Origin of the sequence: Candidatus Neomicrothrix sp., assembly GCF_035329545.1 — a bacterium.
In the GTDB taxonomy this organism is placed as follows: domain Bacteria; phylum Actinomycetota; class Acidimicrobiia; order Acidimicrobiales; family Microtrichaceae; genus Microthrix; species Microthrix subdominans.
Map to the genome: position 1 here is coordinate 103,570 of NZ_DAOLGP010000010.1, position 16,633 is coordinate 120,202.

At 70.1% G+C, this 16,633-nt stretch carries 16 protein-coding genes; 7 read left to right on the top strand and 9 right to left on the bottom strand.

Going from position 1 to position 16,633, the window contains the following annotated elements:
* The coding region (locus tag PKD89_RS08110) for a HAMP domain-containing sensor histidine kinase (RefSeq protein ID WP_324332364.1) at positions 1 to 1,340 on the top strand (1,340 nt) is incomplete at its 5' end.
* A 20-nt stretch (positions 1,341 to 1,360) separates the two neighbouring features.
* On the top strand, positions 1,361 to 2,071 hold the full coding sequence (locus PKD89_RS08115) for a GerMN domain-containing protein (RefSeq protein ID WP_289010593.1): 711 nt from the start codon (positions 1,361 to 1,363) through the stop codon (positions 2,069 to 2,071).
* A gap of 16 nt (positions 2,072 to 2,087) precedes the next feature.
* Here the strand turns inward: PKD89_RS08115 and PKD89_RS08120 are convergent, their stop codons facing one another.
* On the bottom strand, positions 2,088 to 3,119 hold the full coding sequence (locus PKD89_RS08120) for an ATP-dependent 6-phosphofructokinase (RefSeq protein ID WP_349257329.1): 1,032 nt from the start codon (positions 3,117 to 3,119) through the stop codon (positions 2,088 to 2,090).
* 62 nt (positions 3,120 to 3,181) lie between these two features.
* Here PKD89_RS08120 and glpK point away from each other — a divergent pair, with 62 nt between their 5' ends.
* Together glpK and PKD89_RS08130 are read left to right on the top strand one after the other, a co-directional pair.
* Positions 3,182 to 4,705, top strand: coding sequence for a glycerol kinase GlpK (gene glpK, locus PKD89_RS08125; RefSeq protein ID WP_289010591.1), 1,524 nt, complete (start codon positions 3,182 to 3,184; stop codon positions 4,703 to 4,705).
* A 56-nt stretch (positions 4,706 to 4,761) separates the two neighbouring features.
* Positions 4,762 to 5,376: a TetR/AcrR family transcriptional regulator gene (locus PKD89_RS08130; protein WP_287392150.1), complete on the top strand. Its 615-nt coding sequence runs from the start codon at positions 4,762 to 4,764 to the stop codon at positions 5,374 to 5,376.
* On the opposite strand, the gene PKD89_RS08135 is transcribed toward PKD89_RS08130, so the two are convergent.
* The 8 genes from PKD89_RS08135 to PKD89_RS08170 all read right to left on the bottom strand — a co-directional run bounded on the left by PKD89_RS08135 (position 5,262) and on the right by PKD89_RS08170 (position 12,953).
* The gene (locus tag PKD89_RS08135) at positions 5,262 to 6,344 is read right to left on the bottom strand and encodes an ROK family protein (RefSeq protein ID WP_289010590.1); all 1,083 of its coding nucleotides are present in this window, start codon (positions 6,342 to 6,344) and stop codon (positions 5,262 to 5,264) included. The two genes, PKD89_RS08130 and PKD89_RS08135, sit on opposite strands and share 115 nt — an antisense overlap.
* 19 nt (positions 6,345 to 6,363) lie before the next feature.
* Positions 6,364 to 6,666 (bottom strand): hypothetical protein, encoded by a 303-nt coding sequence (locus PKD89_RS08140; protein ID WP_289010589.1) that lies wholly within the window; start codon positions 6,664 to 6,666, stop codon positions 6,364 to 6,366.
* Between the two features lie 382 nt (positions 6,667 to 7,048).
* Positions 7,049 to 8,269, bottom strand: coding sequence for an ArsA family ATPase (locus tag PKD89_RS08145; protein WP_287392161.1), 1,221 nt, complete (start codon positions 8,267 to 8,269; stop codon positions 7,049 to 7,051).
* Positions 8,266 to 8,856 carry a hypothetical protein gene (locus tag PKD89_RS08150; protein ID WP_289010588.1) on the bottom strand — a complete coding sequence of 197 codons (591 nt, stop codon included), beginning with the start codon at positions 8,854 to 8,856 and terminating at the stop codon, positions 8,266 to 8,268. Before PKD89_RS08150 ends, PKD89_RS08145 begins: the two co-directional genes overlap by 4 nt.
* Positions 8,853 to 10,007, bottom strand: coding sequence for a glycosyltransferase family 4 protein (locus PKD89_RS08155; protein WP_289010587.1), 1,155 nt, complete (start codon positions 10,005 to 10,007; stop codon positions 8,853 to 8,855). The genes PKD89_RS08150 and PKD89_RS08155 overlap by 4 nt, the downstream gene beginning before the upstream one ends.
* Positions 10,004 to 11,257 carry a tRNA epoxyqueuosine(34) reductase QueG gene (gene queG, locus PKD89_RS08160; protein WP_289010586.1) on the bottom strand — a complete coding sequence of 418 codons (1,254 nt, stop codon included), beginning with the start codon at positions 11,255 to 11,257 and terminating at the stop codon, positions 10,004 to 10,006. Before queG ends, PKD89_RS08155 begins: the two co-directional genes overlap by 4 nt.
* Positions 11,250 to 12,653 (bottom strand): NYN domain-containing protein, encoded by a 1,404-nt coding sequence (locus PKD89_RS08165; protein ID WP_289010585.1) that lies wholly within the window; start codon positions 12,651 to 12,653, stop codon positions 11,250 to 11,252. Before PKD89_RS08165 ends, queG begins: the two co-directional genes overlap by 8 nt.
* 39 nt (positions 12,654 to 12,692) lie before the next feature.
* Entirely contained in the window at positions 12,693 to 12,953 is a 261-nt protein-coding gene (locus PKD89_RS08170) for a hypothetical protein (protein WP_287392170.1), read from the bottom strand.
* 122 nt (positions 12,954 to 13,075) lie between these two features.
* Between PKD89_RS08170 and PKD89_RS08175 the strand changes: the two genes are divergently transcribed.
* From PKD89_RS08175 to PKD89_RS08185, 3 genes are all read left to right on the top strand, one after another.
* A complete protein-coding gene (locus PKD89_RS08175; RefSeq protein WP_287392172.1) occupies positions 13,076 to 14,785 on the top strand; it encodes a DEDD exonuclease domain-containing protein in 1,710 nt (569 codons plus the stop codon).
* A gap of 42 nt (positions 14,786 to 14,827) precedes the next feature.
* Positions 14,828 to 15,505 (top strand): hypothetical protein, encoded by a 678-nt coding sequence (locus tag PKD89_RS08180; protein ID WP_287392175.1) that lies wholly within the window; start codon positions 14,828 to 14,830, stop codon positions 15,503 to 15,505.
* Positions 15,506 to 15,620: 115 nt separating this feature from the next.
* Positions 15,621 to 16,274: a hypothetical protein gene (locus PKD89_RS08185; RefSeq protein ID WP_324332366.1), complete on the top strand. Its 654-nt coding sequence runs from the start codon at positions 15,621 to 15,623 to the stop codon at positions 16,272 to 16,274.
* Positions 16,275 to 16,633: the final 359 nt, after the last annotated feature.

Consider the following 16,633-nt stretch of genomic DNA (forward strand, 5'->3'; position numbering starts at 1 on the left):
CCCGCCGTTCGCTGCTCGCCGATCGCGAACGACGCACGATCACGCGCACCACCGACAGCGCCACCACCCTGGACGGCCTGCTTCAGAGCCAGGCCGCCGACGCCGACCTCAACCCGTTGCTGGGCGACCTTCAGGCCCAGGGACCGCAGTTCCTGATGCTGAAGGAGTCGAGCCCGTCGGGCAATCGGATGGTACGCACCTACTTCACGGGCGACCTGTCCGAGTCCGACCTCCCCCAGAGCCTGATCACCCGTTCGGTCTGGGACTCCGAAGCGGCGGTCATGCGTCTCGAGGCCGACGGCACGATGTACACCGCTGTCGGCGTGCCCCTGAGCGGCGCCAAAGGCGCCTACTTCGAGCTCAACGCCATCGACGACATCACCTCGGCGGTGCAGTCACAAACGGTGATCCTGATCATCGTCGGCTCGATCACCACCATGGCGGGCACCGCTCTGGGCTGGTGGGCGAGCCGGCGGGCGCTGCGGCCGCTGATGATGGTCGGTGAGGCGGCCGGCCGCATCGCTGACGGGCACCTGGAAACGCGGTTGGACGCCGCCGATTACGCCGAGGACCCCGAGCTGGGCCCGCTGGTGTCGTCCTTCAACGGCATGGTCGAGAAGCTGCAGGCCCGCATCGACCGCGACGCCCGGTTCGCCTCCGACGTCAGCCACGAGCTGCGATCGCCCCTGACGACGATCAACGCGTCGGTCGATGTGCTCGGGCGGGCCGCCGACAACCTTCCCGAGCGGGCACGTACCGCGCTCAACCTGCTCGAATCCGACCTGGTTCGCTTCACCCAACTGGTCGAGGACCTGCTCGAGATTTCGCGTTTCGACGCCGGGGCCGTGCGTCTCGACGCCAACGAGATCAGCGTGATGGGCGTCGTCCGGCGGGCGGTCGATGCCGTAGCCGGCGAGGACACACCGGTTGTGGCCGATGATGAACTCGACGCGCTGGTGGTGGCGCTCGACAAGGTGCGGGTGGTCCGGGTGCTGTCCAACTTCATGGACAACGCCATCAAGTACGGCGAAGGGGTGGAGCGGGTGGAGGTCGACCGGGGCGACGGCACGCTGTCGATCGCCGTCATCGACAGCGGTCCCGGGGTGCCGGCGGAGGAGCGCGAGCTGATCTTCGAGCGCTTCAGCCGCGGTATCCAGGGTGGACGGCGCGGGGCGGGCAGCGGCGTCGGCCTCGGCCTGGCGCTCGTGGCCGAGCATGCCCGGCTGATGGGCGGTCAGGTGAGCGTCACCGAACGAGACGACGGCAAATCCGGCGCTCGATTCGTGCTGACCCTGCCCGAGACGCCGCCGGTCGACATCGAATCGGTGGTGGAATTGTGAACGTGAAGGTCGGTCCTGCCATGTCGCAACGCTCCTTTGGCTCGCCGGCGACGACGCGCGTCCGCCGGCGGATCCTGACGGTGTTCGCCCGATGCGTCGTGCCGGTCGCCCTGCTGGCCGGATGTGGCATCACCCCGGACAGCGAACCCCGAGCATTGCCGCCAGATCTGACCGGCCCGGCCCGGGACCGCAACCCGGAGAACGACCCGGGCAACGTACCCAGCTCGATCTTCATGCAGGCCGGTGAGTCTCGGCGGTTGGTGCCGGTCTCGAGGGAGGTGGCGGCGTTGTCGGTGGAAGACATCGCCAAGGCCACGCTGGTCAAGCCGACGCCGGCCGAGGTCACCGCCGGCATCAGCACCGCCATCCCGCCCAACACCACCCTGCTTTCGGGTTCGGTACGCGCCGACGGCGTCATCGCGATCAACCTGTCCAAGGAGTTCGCCCAGGTGGACGGCTCATCGCGCACGACGGCGGTCGGCCAGATCGTGTTGGGCGTCGGTGCCCAATTTGAACCCGACCGGCAGTTCAGCTTTCTCATCGCCGGGGAGGGCGCACGGATCTCGACCGCAGGGGGCACCAAGAGCCGCGTCACGCCGTGTGACTTCAAAGACGCGTTGGCGGAGGCCGCCCAGCTCGAGTCCGAGGTGCGGGAGCAGACCGACCTGGTTGCGCTGGCCGAGCAGAACAACTCGCTGCGGACGCGGTGCCCCACCCACACCACCGGTTGACCCACCAACCGGCTCGTCAGCTGAAGAACACCTGGGCGACCTCTTCGTACATCTCGAGATCGCACCCCCGGATCCGACCGGCAACGTCCTCGAGGGGCACCGCCTCGATCACATCCCCCGACAGGCCCACCATCGAGCCCCACTGGCCAGCCGCCGCCAGGTTGGCCGCCGCCACGCCGAAGCGGGTGGCCAGCACGCGGTCGCGCGCCGAGGGCGTGCCACCGCGCACGACATAGCCCAGCGTGGTCGTGCGGCTTTCCACGCCGCTTCGCCGTTCCAGTTCATTGGCCACCCGCACCCCGATACCGCCCAGGCGCTGATGGCCGTACTCGTCCACCTCGTATTCCGGCATCGCCATGGTGCCCTCGATCGGCATGGCGCCTTCAGCGACCACGATGATCGACGCATACCGACCCAGTTGCCGGCGGCGTTCGACGACCGCGATCACCTCGGCGATGTCGAAGGGAACCTCGGGCACCAGGATCATCGCCGCCCCCCCGGCCAACCCGGCGTGGAGGGCGATGTGGCCGACATCGCGCCCCATCACCTCGACCACCATGACCCGCTCGTGGGCCTCCGCCGTCGTGTGCAGCCGGTCGATGGCGTCGGTGGCCACCCCGACCGCCGTGTCGAAGCCGAAGGTGACGTCGGTGCCGGCAACGTCGTTGTCGATCGTCTTGGGAACCCCGACGCACGGGATGCCGTCGGCGGTCAGGTCGCGGGCCGCGCCCAGCGAACCGTTGCCGCCGATGACGATGAACCCGTCGAGGCCGAGGCGAAACATCGACTCCTTCACGCGCGCAACCCCGTCCTCGAACTGGTAGGGCTGGACCCGAGAGGTACCCAGGATCGTGCCCCCTCGAGGCAAGAGGCCACGGCAGCGCTCGACGGTCAGGGTCTCATAGTCCCCGTCCATCACCCCGCGCCAGGCATCGAAGAACCCGAGCACCTCTGCGTTCATGCCGCGCTCGGCCCGCCTCACCACCGCTCGAATCACCGCGTTCAGGCCCGGGCAATCCCCGCCCGAAGTCAGCATGCCCAGCTTCATCGACCGCAATCCATGTCGTCCATCCGTCCAGTGTGCCAGAGCGGGCCGCTACGATCCGTCTCGTGTCCGTAGTCGTCGCCATCGATGCCGGGACCACCGGGGTGCGGGCATTGGCCGTCGAGGCGTCCGCCCACACCGTCGGACTGGCCTACCGGGAGTTCACCCAGCATTTTCCCCGGCCGGGCTGGGTGGAGCACGACGCCGCCGAGATCGCCGAGGCGATCCGCGAGGTCTTGTGCGAGTTGGTCGACCAGCTCGACGAGCCGGTGATCGCAGTGGGGATCACCAACCAGCGCGAGACGGTCGTCGCTTGGAGCCGCAGCACCGGCGAGCCGCTGCACCGCGCGATCGTGTGGCAGGACCGACGAACCGCAGACCGCTGCGAACAGCTGGTCGAGCAAGGCCATCTCGAGCTGATCAGGAACCGGACCGGCCTGGTGGCCGACCCGTACTTTTCGGCGTCGAAGCTCGAGTGGATCTTCACCGAGGGCGGTGTGGAACCCACCGCTGACGTGGCCGTGGGGACGATCGATTCCTGGTTGCTGTGGAACCTGACCGGCGGGGCAGTGCACGCCACCGACGACACCAACGCCAGCCGCACGATGCTCTACGACCTGGGCACCGGCGATTGGAGCGACGAGCTCTGCGAGCTGTTCGGGGTGCCCCGCGCCTGCCTGCCCCAGGTCCTGGCATCGTCGGGACGCTTCGGTACCGTCGCCGAGGGTTGGGGGCTGCCCGTCGGCACACCGATCTCCGGGATCGCCGGCGACCAGCAGGCCTCGCTGTTCGGCCAGGCCTGCTTCGAGACCGGCATGACCAAGAACACGTACGGCACCGGCTCGTTCGTGCTGATGAACGTTGGGACCGAGCGACCCGAGCCGGTGGACGGGCTGGTCACCACCGTCGCCTGGTCGCTGCCCGGCGACGGCGGCGCCCGGCAGATCACCTATGCGCTCGAGGGTTCGATCTTTGTGACCGGCGCAGCGATCCAGTGGTTGCGCGATGGCCTGGGGATCATCGACTCGGCACCCGAGGTCAACGTGCTGGCCGAATCGGTGCCCGACACCGACGGTGTCGTGATGGTTCCCGCCTTCACCGGCCTGGGTTCGCCGTGGTGGGACCCCTTCGCACGGGGCATGGTGCTGGGCATCACCCGTGGCACCACCCGCGCCCACTTGGCGCGGGCGGTGATCGAGTCGATCGCCTACCAGACCCGCGATGTGGTCGAGGCGATGACCGCTGCGTCCCACAGCGGCCTGGCCGAGCTGCGCGTGGACGGCGGCGCGTCGTCGTCCAACCTGTTGGTGCGCATCCAGGCCGAGCAGCTTGGCGTCCCGGTGCGCCGCTCCGCCGTCAGAGAGACCACCGCTCAAGGTGCGGCATTTCTCGCCGGGCTGGCCGAGGGGTTCTGGGGCTCCTTCGACGAGGTGGGCAACGCCTGGACCAGCGACGGGACGTTCGGCGACGACGAGGTGGATCGAGGTCGGGCCGACGCTGACTACCAGCGCTGGCTGGAGGCGATCGCCCGCTCCGGTGCCTGGGACCGCCCGCGCCGACCACCCGAAAACGCCGAACCGGCCGTCTGAGCCAGGCTCGACGACAACTCTTGACCCGGCGGTCAAGAGAACTACGGTGGTTGGCCGTGGACCGACGCCTGACCCCCCGCGGCGAGGAACGCCGTTCGCAGCTTCTCGAGGTGGCCACCGCCCGATTCGCCGAGCGCGGGTACCAGGCCACCTCGATCTCCGACATCGTCGGGGCGATGGGCGTTGGCAAGGGCGTCTTCTACTGGTACTTCCAATCCAAGGAAGAGCTGTTCGGCTACATCCTCACCGCCGGCATGACCGAGCTGCGCCGCACCCAACTGGCGGCGGTCTCGCACTCCGACGATCCGCTGGTGCGCATTCCGGCGGCGATACGCGCCTCGGTCCGGTGGTCCGCCGAGCACCGCGAGCTGGCGTCGATGTTCGAGTTTGCTCATCGAGACGCCACCTTCGGGCCGCTCACCTCCCGCCTGCGGGAACTGCTGATCGACGATGCGGTCGCCGAGTTGACGTCGGCGATGGACGCTGGCCGGCTCCCCCGCGGCAACGCCGATGCTCAGGCCCGGGCCATGCTGGCGGTCACCGACGCACTCGCCACTCAGGGCTGGAGTGGTGGGCGGGCGGCCGAGGCGGTCGCCGACGACATCGTGACGTTCTGCCTCGATGGGTTGGGCGCCGCCACATCCGCCGCTGCGCGCTCAGGTACCGCCTGATCCTCCCATCCGATCAGCGCCGCCCCGACGACGCCGGCGAGCGGCCCACCCGGGGCACAGCGCAGGTCGATCCGGCGGTGACTCCACGCCACCGACATCGCCTCCAGGTGTGCGGTGACCGCCGAGGCCAACAGTTCGCCGCTGGCCGACACGCCGCCGCCGAGCACGATCACGTCCGGGTCGATCAGCTGGATCAGGTTGGCCAAGCCGACGGCGACCCACCCGGTCCACCCCTGCCACACCGCCTCGGCATCCGCCTCGCCCGCTCGAAGCCCGGCGACGACGGCCTGACCATCCAACCGGCCGCTGTTCGACCAACGGGCGGCCAGGTCCGGCGCCTCTCCGTCGGCGACGGCCCGCCGGGCCGCCTCGCCCAGGGCCGTGCCGGATGCGACCGCCTCCCAGCAGCCACGCTGCCCACACCGGCAGAGCGGGCCGTCCGCTGCCACCACCATGTGGCCGGGCTCGCCGGCCAGCCCGGCCGCACCCCGCCACAGCGCCCCGTCGAGCACCAGGCCGCCACCGATGCCGGTCCCGAACGTCACCGCCACCAACGCCCGGGCGTCGGGCGCCAACTGTCGCTGGGCTGCAAGTGCGACGACGTTGGCGTCGTTGTCGATGCGCACCGGAAGCCCGGACGCCTCGCGCAGCGGGCCCGCCAGGTCGATGCCCACCACCATCGGCGTGTTGGCCGCCTGCACCGCAATACCGTCCAGGCCGATGTGCCCGGCGATGCCGGCACCCACCGCCACCGGCGGGTGCGGGGACACCGAGCGGAGGTGGGCCACGAGATCGACCAGTGCCCGCACCAGCGCTGCGCTCGAGTCGGGGGTCGGCACCCGCTCCTCGACGACCAACCGGGCCCGACCGTCTGCGTCGAGGGCCACCACCCCGCCGGCCAGCTTTGTTCCTCCCAGATCGAGTCCGATCAGATGGGGGCTCGCTGCGTCCGGGTCAACCGTCCTCACCCGGCAACCGTACCCGGGCTCAGTCGAGCGGCACTCGCCGCAGGCGCCCGCCGGCTGGCTGATCATCCTCCACGGCGTCGTCGTCGCCTGGCTGCCCGCCGGGTTGTTCACCTGGTTGGCCGGTGCCACTGGAACCGCTCGCACCAGCAAAAGTCGACGAGACCTTCTCGGCCCAGTCGCTCACGCCGGCGACGACATCCTGGAGGTGCCGGGGGTCGGCGACCACCTCCTCGGCGGCATCGAGCAGGTGACGCAGCGCATCGATGGCCCCGAGTGCTGCATTCTGCACCTTCTGTGCGGTGTCTGCCGCCTGATCGCTCACCCGGTCATCTTAGAACCTCGACCAACCGACGCTATCGGGGTTTGCCGTCGGGGCGGTCGTCTCGCTGATCGGCCTGGCGACCGCCCGCACCGAGACGCGCGGCCGCGACGTCGTCGTCGAACGCGAGGTTCGCTGACGGTTTCTGGTTACTCGCCCACAGGATCGGGTAACTGAACAAAGACGCCACGACGGCGGCCGGGACCGACCCGGCCTGGGCAATCGCTCGACGCAGCGGTCCGACAGACGTGGCCAAACACGGAGGGAAACACCATGGTCATAGGTGGAGGAATTCTCGGAACCATCCTGGTCGTCCTGCTGATCCTGTTTTTGATCAAGCGCGTCTGACCAGAGATTTACGACGATCGCGATGCGGTGACACGCTTCAGGCGTCCCCATCGTCGCGTTCGGCGTCAACGTCAGCATCGAAACGGATCACCAGCGTTCCGTCGCTCAAGGATGCCCCGACGACCGAGCGGCCGTGCAAGGCGTCCGGCAACAAAAGATTGCGCCGGTGGGCGCCGACGGTGAGATGAATCTCCCCGTCGCCCGCCCAGACGTCAACCTCGCCTCGGTCGGCGTTGGGTAGCGGCAGGTGCAGTTCGGGTCCATCGGCCCCGGTGACGACCGACATCGGCTGGCTCGTTCCGAGCACCGCCGTCGGCTCGCGTCCGTCGTAGAGCACCCGCGCCATCTCAGCGAGGGTGCCGGCCCCGATCGGCTCGATCGGTGACATCTCGGCGATCAGCGTGTCGACGCCGCCAAAACCTTCGCGGACCTCGTCGAGGCGTTCCAGCTGGGCCGACCGCCAGCGAGCTGTGAAATCGTCGCTCACGTGCTCGGGCAACAGTCGGTTGACCACGACGGCGTCGGTTGCGTAACCGTGCAGGCCGAGCGCCGTGTGGGTGCGGCGGGTCTCGGCGATGACCACCCGTTCCGGCGTCATCACCAGGCGCACCGACGTCGTGTCGGCCGACAACAGCCGGCGCACGCCGGAGAGCTCGTCGGCCAGACGACGGGTAGCCCCGGCGATCTGGGCGTCGGCGATCGGAAGGTCGCCCAGGCGTCGCACCGTCTCGCTCACCGCCCGCCGCAGCGGCCGCTGTTGTTCGAAACGGTCGAGGTAGAAGCCGAGCACCTCGGGCAGCGTGAGCAATCGCAGGGTCTCGGCGGTTGGAGCGCAATCGACGATCACGGTGTCGAACCGGCCCGAGTCGACCAGGCTGGTCACCTCGGCCAGGGCAAAGAGTTCCTCCAAACCGGGGAGCAACATCAGCTCCTGGGCTTCGAGATCGTCGAGGCCGGCCCATCCGAACGCGCGCCGAACCCAGCCGCCCACCTCGGCCCACGACTCCTCGAGGCGGTCGCGCCCGTTCAGTTGCTGGGCATGACATCCGGGCGTGACCTGCACCGGGACCGACCCGATCCGGCGGCCCAGCACATCGCCGAGCGAGTGGGCGGGGTCCGTGGAGGTCACCACCACCCGCTGTCCCGACTCGGCCGCCAGGATGGCCGACGCGGCGGCCACGGTGGTCTTACCCACGCCGCCCTTGCCCATGAACATGATCACCCGGGTGCCGCTCCCCTGGGCTTCCCGGGCGCTCATCTGGCCAACTCCGGGCGCGGGGGAAAGTCTCCGTAGGCGGCGCCCCACCAGAAGATCAGGCCCACCCCGACCAGCGGGACCAGCGTGCCGAAGTCCAGCTCCAGGCCCTTGGTGGCGATCGCCGGCACCAGCCCGCCGATGATCTGCACCACCAGCGCACCGAACAGCGAGTTGCGCACGCGGCGGGGCGCCACCCCGGTCAGCAGGGCCAGCCGGCCGAGGTCGAGCTGGTCGCGCCGCGACCGTGAGGCGGCGACGACGAACCCGATCGTGCAGATCACCATCCCGGCGAAGAACAACACCAGCGACACGATGAGGGCGGCGATCTCGAAGGGCCCGCCGAAGGCCCAGCCAGCCAGCCCGGTGAGCGTGACGGCGGCGGCCGCCACCCACGACGCCACGATCAGGGCCGAGCCGGGCGTGTCGTCGCCGAACCGCTCGTCGAGGCGAGCCTGGGCTGCGGCCTTTCGCTCGGCGGCGCCGGCCTGGGCAGCGGAGCGCTCGTCGGCCAACGTCGGCTGCGTCGACCTGCCCGAGGAGGGGCGGGGGGGCTTCCGAGTCTTCCGGTCGTCCGTGCGGCGGCTCATCGTTGCACCCGGGCTGGAGTGGCCAGCCGGGTCAGCGCGCGATCGAGATCCCGGGCGAGCACGTCGTAGTCGAAGACCCGTTCGGCCCGCATACGGGCCGCCCGGCCCATCTCGGCGAGCCGCTCCGGTTGGTCGATGAGCGATTCCAGCGCCTCGGCGACCGCCCGTTCGTCGGCGGGCTCGTCGACGATCACCCCGGTCTCGCCGTCCTCCACCGCCTCGTGGCTACCCCCCGACCGGCCGGCCAGTGAGGCCACGCCTGCGGCCGCCGCTTCGAGAAACACGATGCCAAATCCCTCCTGCTCCAGGCCCGCCCAACGGTCGCGGCACAACATGGCAAACAGGTCGGCTGCGCCGTAGTACTCGGCGCGCTCGGCGTCGGTGACCCGGCCGAGCATCCGGACCGAACCGGGACCGGCGGCGGCCAGCCGATCCAGCCGCTTGCGGTCCCGCCCGTCGCCGGCGATCGCCACCGTCAGCTTGCGGCCGCGCCGGGCCAGAAGATGGGCGGCCTCGATCAGCGTGTCGAAACCCTTGCGCGGCACCAGGCGGCTCAGGCCGAACACGAGCGTCGTGTCCTCATCGACACCGAGGCAACGTCTGATCTCCGCCCGTTCTGACGGGGCCAACGGCGTGATGTCGGTCGTGTCCACCCCGGGCGGGATCACCGCGTTGGCCAGCGGCATGCCCGCCGCTCGCTCCGATTCGGCCAGCGGGTATCCGCCGGCGGCGATCACGCCATCGGCGGAGCGCAACACCCGACCCAACAATGCTCGGCTCACCGGCAGGCGACCGGGCACGGTGATCTCCGCCCCATGAGCCACAACCACCCACGGGATGCCGAGGCGACGCGCCACCCGTGGCCCGAGGACGGACAGGGGCAGCACCGGGTCGAGGACCAGCAGCCGGGCATCGACCTGGCGCGCCAGCGCCTCGATGCGGCGGGCCAGGCCGGGGTGCGGCAACAGCACCGGATCCCGGGTGCGCTCGATGCGATGGGGCGCAGCCGCATCGAAGGCGGCCGCCCCTTCGTGGGGCGTCGTCAGGACGGTGACGTCATCGGGGTCGAGACGCCGCCACAGCTCCCACAGGTAACTCTGGATACCACCCACTTTGGGGGGATAGTCGTTGGTGACCAGCAGGTGCTTCACGGGCCACCAGATGTAGCACTCGCGCCATCGGCCTGCGAACGGCGGGACCCAACCGCAACCGGGGTCACCAGCCCAGCGGCGGCGAGTTCGTCGGCGACCGACGGCCGGTCGGCTGCAGCGACCGCCAGGTCCTGGCGGCCCAGGGCCAGCGCTGCCCAGGCGGCGTGGCCGGCCAAAAGCTGCGATTCGTCGGCGAGGTAGCGCTCGAGCACCGCTGCGGTGGCACCGTCGAACCCGTCGCCGGTGTTGCCCAGGATCACCAGCGCGTTGCGGCGCAGGGCGTTCGGGTCACGGCCCGGCAGGTACCAGCGGCCGTAGCGCTCCAGCAGCGTCTCGTCGTCAAGGCGCAGCACCTCGAGCACGTCAACCGTCGGCCCCGGACGCTCGCCATGGGGCAGGTCGCCCAGGCGGCGGCTCGCCAGCCGGCTCGGTGGGCACACCACCGTGCACTCGTCGCAGCCGTACAGGCGGTCGCCCAGCGCCTGGCGATGCTCGCGGGGAAAGTCGCCGGGGGCCTGCACCAGCCAGGCCAGGCACTTGCGGGCGTCCAGTCGTCCGTCGTCGAGGGCTCCGGTCGGGCAGGCCGGCTCGCACACCCGACACGAGCCGCAGCCGTCGGCCACCGACCGGTTTGTGGTGGGAAGGACCGCGTCGGTGACCACCGAGCCCAACACCACCTCGCCGCCCGCCTCGGGGGTGATCAGCCCGGTGTTGCGGCCGATCCACCCCAGGCCGGCGCGCACCGCCGCGGCGCGGTCGACCAGCGCGTTGTCGTCGGCGACGATGTGGGCCCGAAACCCGGCCTGACGCAACTCGTCGGCCACCCGCTCCAACGCAGCTCGCAGCACGGCGTAGTAATCGTCGGTGGCGTATCGGGCCACCCGGGCCTGAAGTGAGAGGGTCCCACGTTGACCGCTGGCGGCAACGTCGCCCGCGCCGGTGACGCCGCCCGAGCGGGCAGTGTCTCCGTCGTCGGCCAGGCGCGGTTGGCGGTACGGCATCGCCCCCACCACCAGGCTGGCTGCGTTGCGCAGCAGGCGCGCCGGTTCGGTCGAACGCTCCGGGTTGCGGTAGGTGAAGGCCATCGTGCCGGCCAGGCCGGCGTCGCGACGGTCGAGGAGTTCTTGGCGCGCCTCCAGAAACGGTTCGGTATCGCAGATGCCCATCGCCACCAGGCCCGCGTCCCGCCCAACCTCGAGCACCCGGTCGGCAAGACCACCCAGGCCGTCGGACGGGGATCCCTCAGCCACCGTCGGCCAACACCGTTCGCAGATCGTCGGGTGACAACAGGTTGGCGCCGTACACAGAGGCGCCGTCGCGCACACGCCGATCGGCGCTGAGCACCGCCACCGGCTGCGACGCGTCGGTCGCCGCCACGGCGTCGATGATGTCGTCGTCGGCCTCCACCCCCGCCTTCGTGAACACCACTCGCACCGGCAGCGGTGTGGTGACCGGGGGCGCTCCGCCACTGTCACCATCGAACACCACGCGTATGTGGGTGCCGCAGGCCTTGGCCAACCGTCCGAGGGCGCGGACCAACGCCTCGCGCTGACCGCCGATATCGAGGTCACCCCAAAGCGCCATCGATGCGTTGTACCCGTCGACCCACAGCACCAGGCCGGGCGTTCGCAGCAGCTCCCGGGTGGCGTCAGGGGAGCCATCGCGCAGGCCGCGTCCCACGCGGACCGGCCGGCGGCGAACGGTCCGGCCGCGACGACCGTTCCGATGTTGCCCTGCGAGCACCGGGGCGGTGCCCGGCTCGCCGTCGCTCGCTTCCGGGCTGGTCGACCCCCGAGGGTCCGAATCGCCCTGCTCCACGCGCCCCGCCGCTTCGGGATCGAGGCGTTCGCCGAGCGCCGCGAGCTCCCGCCCCAGCCGGACCATCGCCTGGGCGGTCTCTGCGGACGCCGACTCGGCGGCCTCCGCCCTCGTCTGCAGCGCCGACAGTTCCTCGGCAACGTCAACCGGACGGGCTGGGGGCGTCGGATCGTCCGGTCCCCCGTCGTCCATGGGCACCTGGGAGCGAATGCGCTCCAGATCGGCGGACAGCGAACGCACCTGGGCGGTGCGGTCAGCCAGACGCCGGCGCTCGTCGGCCAGCTCGCGCACCGCCCGCTGGCGTTCGCCGGTCAGCCGTTCGTTGAGCGCCTCCTGCTCGCGAAGGCGTTCGGCGACCTCCTCGGCCTGGCGTTCCACCTCGCGCAACCGGGTGAACTCGGCCTCGACTCGAGGCACTTCGGCCTCCAACTCGGCCAACCGGGCGCTGAGCGTGACCACCTGTTCGGTCGCCGCCCGATCATCCGCCCTCGCCCGGTCGTCATCGGCCGCCTCTTCCAACGCTCGAACGGCATCGCCGACCGCGTCGCGCCAGCCATCGTCTCGTAGAAGAAACGCAGCGGCTCCGGGGCTCAAGCGGTCGGCATCGATGCGCTCCAGCACCAGGGCACGGAAAGCGTCGTCGCGGTCGAGAACCCGCCGGGCCGCACCCAGCGCCGCGCTTGGACGCTTATGAAACCCGAGCACCGATCGAAGTCCCCGTGGAGGCTGGCGCGGAGGCTTCTCCGCCAGGCCTGCCTCGGCCACGTCCAGCGCTGCCTCCAGGGCAGGCCGCACCACCTGTTCCTCGGCGTCGGAGCCGGCGGTCATCGCCGGCTGCCGTGGTCGGGCTCACTCGGCACGGATGCCTCAGCCGTCCGACGCGTCGACGGTGACGACTCCGGCCGGGCTGGAACACCAGCGACAGCTGACCGACTCGACTTCCTCATCGAGGGTCTCGGTTTGTTCGACGGTGAGATCGCCGCCGACCGAGTAGTGGTGGAACTCCCGGGTTCGGCGGGTGGCGACCACGTCGAAGCGGGTGAGGTTGCCGCAGGTTGTGCAGCGATAACGGGGGTGGGCCGCCGTTGTTGGACCGGTCGTTGAATCGTCACTCGGGTCGTCGTTCACAACCGGTCAGGCTACCGTCCGGCGCAGCCGGTGGCCGATGCGCCCGACGGCCGCCCGGGGTCCATTATTCCAATTGAGTGAACTGCTGTTCGACGAACCTGTGTTCGCCTATGGTGTCCCCGATGCGACGCCCGCCAGCGCCCCCGGTTCAACGGTCGTTCGACGATCTGGGTTCGCCACTCGCCGACGTCACCTTCTGCATCGTCGACCTGGAGACGACGGGCGGACAGGCCGGTGTCGACCTGATCACCGAGGTGGGGGCGGTCAAGGTGCGGGGCGGCGCCTGCCTGGGGACGCTCCAGTCGCTGGTCAACCCGGGTCGGGCCATCCCGACCAACATCACCGTGCTCACCGGCATCACCGACGCCCACGTCGTGCGGGCGCCGCGCATCGAGGCGGTGCTGCCGGCGTTCTTGGAGTTCCTTGGCGACGCGGTGCTCGTCGGCCACAACCTGCGCTTCGACCGCAGCTTCCTCGACGCCGCACTGACCGCCACCGGTCGTGAGCCGCTGACCAACCGAGGCGTCGACACGCTGGCGTTGGCACGTCGTTTGATGCGCAGCGACGTGCCCGACTGCAAGCTGGGCACCCTCGCCCGGGTGCTGCGCCTCCCCCACCAGCCGTCGCACCGGGCGCTCGATGATGCCCTGGCCACCGCCGACCTGCTGCACGTCGAACTCGAACGCGCTGCGTCGTGGGGGGTCACCGGGCTCGACGACCTGATCGCCCTACCCAAGATGGCCGGCCACCCCCAGGCGCCCAAGCTGGCCCTCACCGACCGCCTGCCCCGCTCCCCCGGCGTCTACCTGATGCGCAACGCCCAGAACCGGGTGATCTACGTGGGGAAGGCCACCAACCTGCGCTCGAGGGTGCGCAGCTACTTTTCGACCGACACCCGGCGCAAAGTCGGCCGCCTGCTCGAGGAATGCGTCCGCATCGACCACCGGCGCACCCCCTCCACCCTCGAGGCCGCAGTCTTGGAGATCCGCCTGATCCAGGCGCTCGACCCCCGCTACAACCGCCAGGGACGCCCGGGCAAAGGCGGGTGCTGGCTCACCCTGACCGACGAGCCCTACCCACGCCTCGTGTGTGCTCGAACGCCACCGGCCAACGCTGCCGCGCTGGGCCCGCTGCCGTCGCGCAAGGTGGGCCAACACATCGCCGAGGCGGTCGGCGACGCCGTCCCCCTGCGCCGCTGCACCACCCGCCTCTCGGTGCGCGGAGGTCCCCCCCGCACCACCCCCTGCACCGCCGCCCAGCTCGGGGTCACCTCCTGCCCGTGTTCCGGCCAGGTCGACGACGCCCGCTATGGCGACGCCGTTCGGGCCGCAACGCTGGCGCTCTCCGGTCAGCATCGGGTGGTGGCCACCCCGCTGACCGAGCGCATGGATCGCCTGGCCGCCGAGGAGCGCTTCGAGGAGGCTGCCGCCACCCGGGATCGCCTGGCCGCCTACACCTCGGCGTTGCGGCGCAGCCTGCGCTGCGCGACGCTTCGGGCCCCGTCGCTGATCCGATTCTCCACCCCCGACGGCACCACCGTGGAGCTGGAGTTTGGCGTGGCGGTGCGCTGGTGCGACCCCGACGGCTCGTGGCGCCTCGGCGAGGCCGGGCCAGAGCCCGAACCGCCCACCCAAGCACTCACCAAGGCGCTGGCCGACGAGCTGAGCACGGTGGCGGCGTGGATCGACCGTTACGCCGATCGGTGTCGCCTGGAACATGTCGGTGGCGTGTGGGCCTCAGCCTGGCCGCCGCCACCCGATGTTCGCCCCCGGCCGCAGGGTTGGAATAACCAAAGCCGCGAGACTGCGCGCCGTTCCACCGCCGTAGGCTGACGGGATGAAGGCCTGTAACCAGACGAGCGGACGGGACGACGCGTGAGCGCCGGGACGGTCGTGGCAATCCTGGCGGTGTTCTGGATCGTGCTCATCGTCGGGTCGATCGCAGCGGCGCTGGCCGCCGCTACCCGCCGCAACCGCCCCGTGCCGTCGCGCCGCACGACAGCGCCGGTGTGGTGGTTGGCGGCGCCAACCCCGTCGGCCCACCTGCACCGCCGCGTCGTGCGCTCCTCGCGGGGCGTCCAGCGGGCCCGCGCCATGCGTCGCCGCAAGGGCGCCCCGACCGTGCTCGACGAGATGGCCGCCCGCTTCGAGGACCACGCCGTTGAGCTCGACGACCGCATCGCCCTGGCAACCACGCTCCCCCGGCGCGACCGCCGCAGCGAGCTGATGGCGGTCCATGGCCGGGTTCGGCGCTCGGAGGACGTGGCCGCCGAACTGTGTCGGGCCTACGCCGCCGAGCCGGCCGTACCCGGCGATGGCCACGATCCGCTCGAGCAGGTGGCCGACGACCTGACCGCGCTGATCGAGGCACGTCGCGTCGTCGACGACATCTCGCGCACCGCCCATCCGGGCAGCACACCCAAGACCACCCCGACCGGCGAAGCCGGCACCCCGTCGGCTGCAGAGCAGCCCACGCAGCCCACCGTCGAGGCGCCTGCGCAGCGCGCCCGTCTCCGCCACCGACGCACGCAGCAACCCCAGCCCGGAGCCTGAGCGCGGTGCTGCCCTTGGCCTTTCCTGCAACCTGAGGTGTTGCAATTCCGAAACGTCAACGCAGACCCAGTGGTCACCGTGCACCCTCACCCGGCCCAGCGTCTACTCTCAAAGCTTGGACGAGCAGCAACACGAGCGGTTCGAAGATCCCATCGACGGGACGATTTGGGACGTCGACGCAACGTTCCTGACGTCGAACTGGACCTGCATTTGGGGCAACGGCTGCAAAGGGATTCTGCCAACAGACGCGGAGCATCTGAACCAAGGTTGCTGTTCGCACGGAACCCGGTTCCTCGATGAGGAAGAGTCGATGAATACCGGGGCGTTGGCGATGTTTCTTTTGCCGTCCATGTTCCAGTTCCACGCCGAGGCCCATGAGGGCGGCATCTACGCCGACGATGCTCGCACGCTCACGCGGGTGGTCGACGGTGCCTGCATTTTCCTCAATCGTCCCGGGTTTGAGGGTGGGGAGGGATGTGCGCTTCACCTCGCCGCCATCGCCGCTGGGGAGTCGCCAACCGTCTGGAAGCCATCGGTGTGTTGGCAGTTGCCACTCCGCGCCGAAACCCGCCCCGACGGCACCAAGGTCCTCCGACCGTGGGACCGCAGCGACTGGGACACCGAACACTCCACCATCGCATGGTGCTGCACCGAGGAACCCGAGCCCTTCGTCGGCGAAACAACGGTGATCCATTCACTCGCCGAAGAATTGACCGCGTTGGTGGGACCAGAGGTCTACGTCCAGATAAGGGACAGGCTCGGTCAGTAACCGTCAGGCTTGGTGACGCCCCTCGGCGGGGAATTACGGCGGCAGCGGCAACCCGGAGCCTGAGCGCAACTCAGACTACAACCATGCGAGATGGGTCACTTGGCTTTGCTCTTGGCGTCCTGGCTTCCTACCTTCGAGGGCGTCGCCTCATGTACGACCCCCCGCACCGAGGCACACGACCCCCAGGTGGTGAGCAGGTATCTCTTCCCCAAGTCCAACACCCGCCGACTCGATCACGATTCGGCATCCCGTGCGATCCGATGCGCAGGACATGTGGGCTCTGGCCGAGATCAGCGTTGATCCCTGTCATGCGCCAGTTGAAAGGGACCGGGGCTGCGCCAGCTGCATGGGACCACTTG

What these genes read in the sequence shown, in the direction of transcription:
- PKD89_RS08150 (WP_289010588.1), bottom strand. Translation starts at nt 8,856, where the DNA reads ATGAGCCGCCGCACGGACGACCGGAAGACTCGGAAGCCCCCCCGCCCC.
- PKD89_RS08175 (WP_287392172.1), top strand. Translation starts at nt 13,076, where the DNA reads ATGCGACGCCCGCCAGCGCCCCCGGTTCAACGGTCGTTCGACGATCTG.
- PKD89_RS08165 (WP_289010585.1), bottom strand. Translation starts at nt 12,653, where the DNA reads ATGACCGCCGGCTCCGACGCCGAGGAACAGGTGGTGCGGCCTGCCCTG.
- PKD89_RS08145 (WP_287392161.1), bottom strand. Translation starts at nt 8,269, where the DNA reads ATGAGCGCCCGGGAAGCCCAGGGGAGCGGCACCCGGGTGATCATGTTC.
- PKD89_RS08115 (WP_289010593.1), top strand. Translation starts at nt 1,361, where the DNA reads ATGTCGCAACGCTCCTTTGGCTCGCCGGCGACGACGCGCGTCCGCCGG.
- PKD89_RS08120 (WP_349257329.1), bottom strand. Translation starts at nt 3,119, where the DNA reads ATGAAGCTGGGCATGCTGACTTCGGGCGGGGATTGCCCGGGCCTGAAC.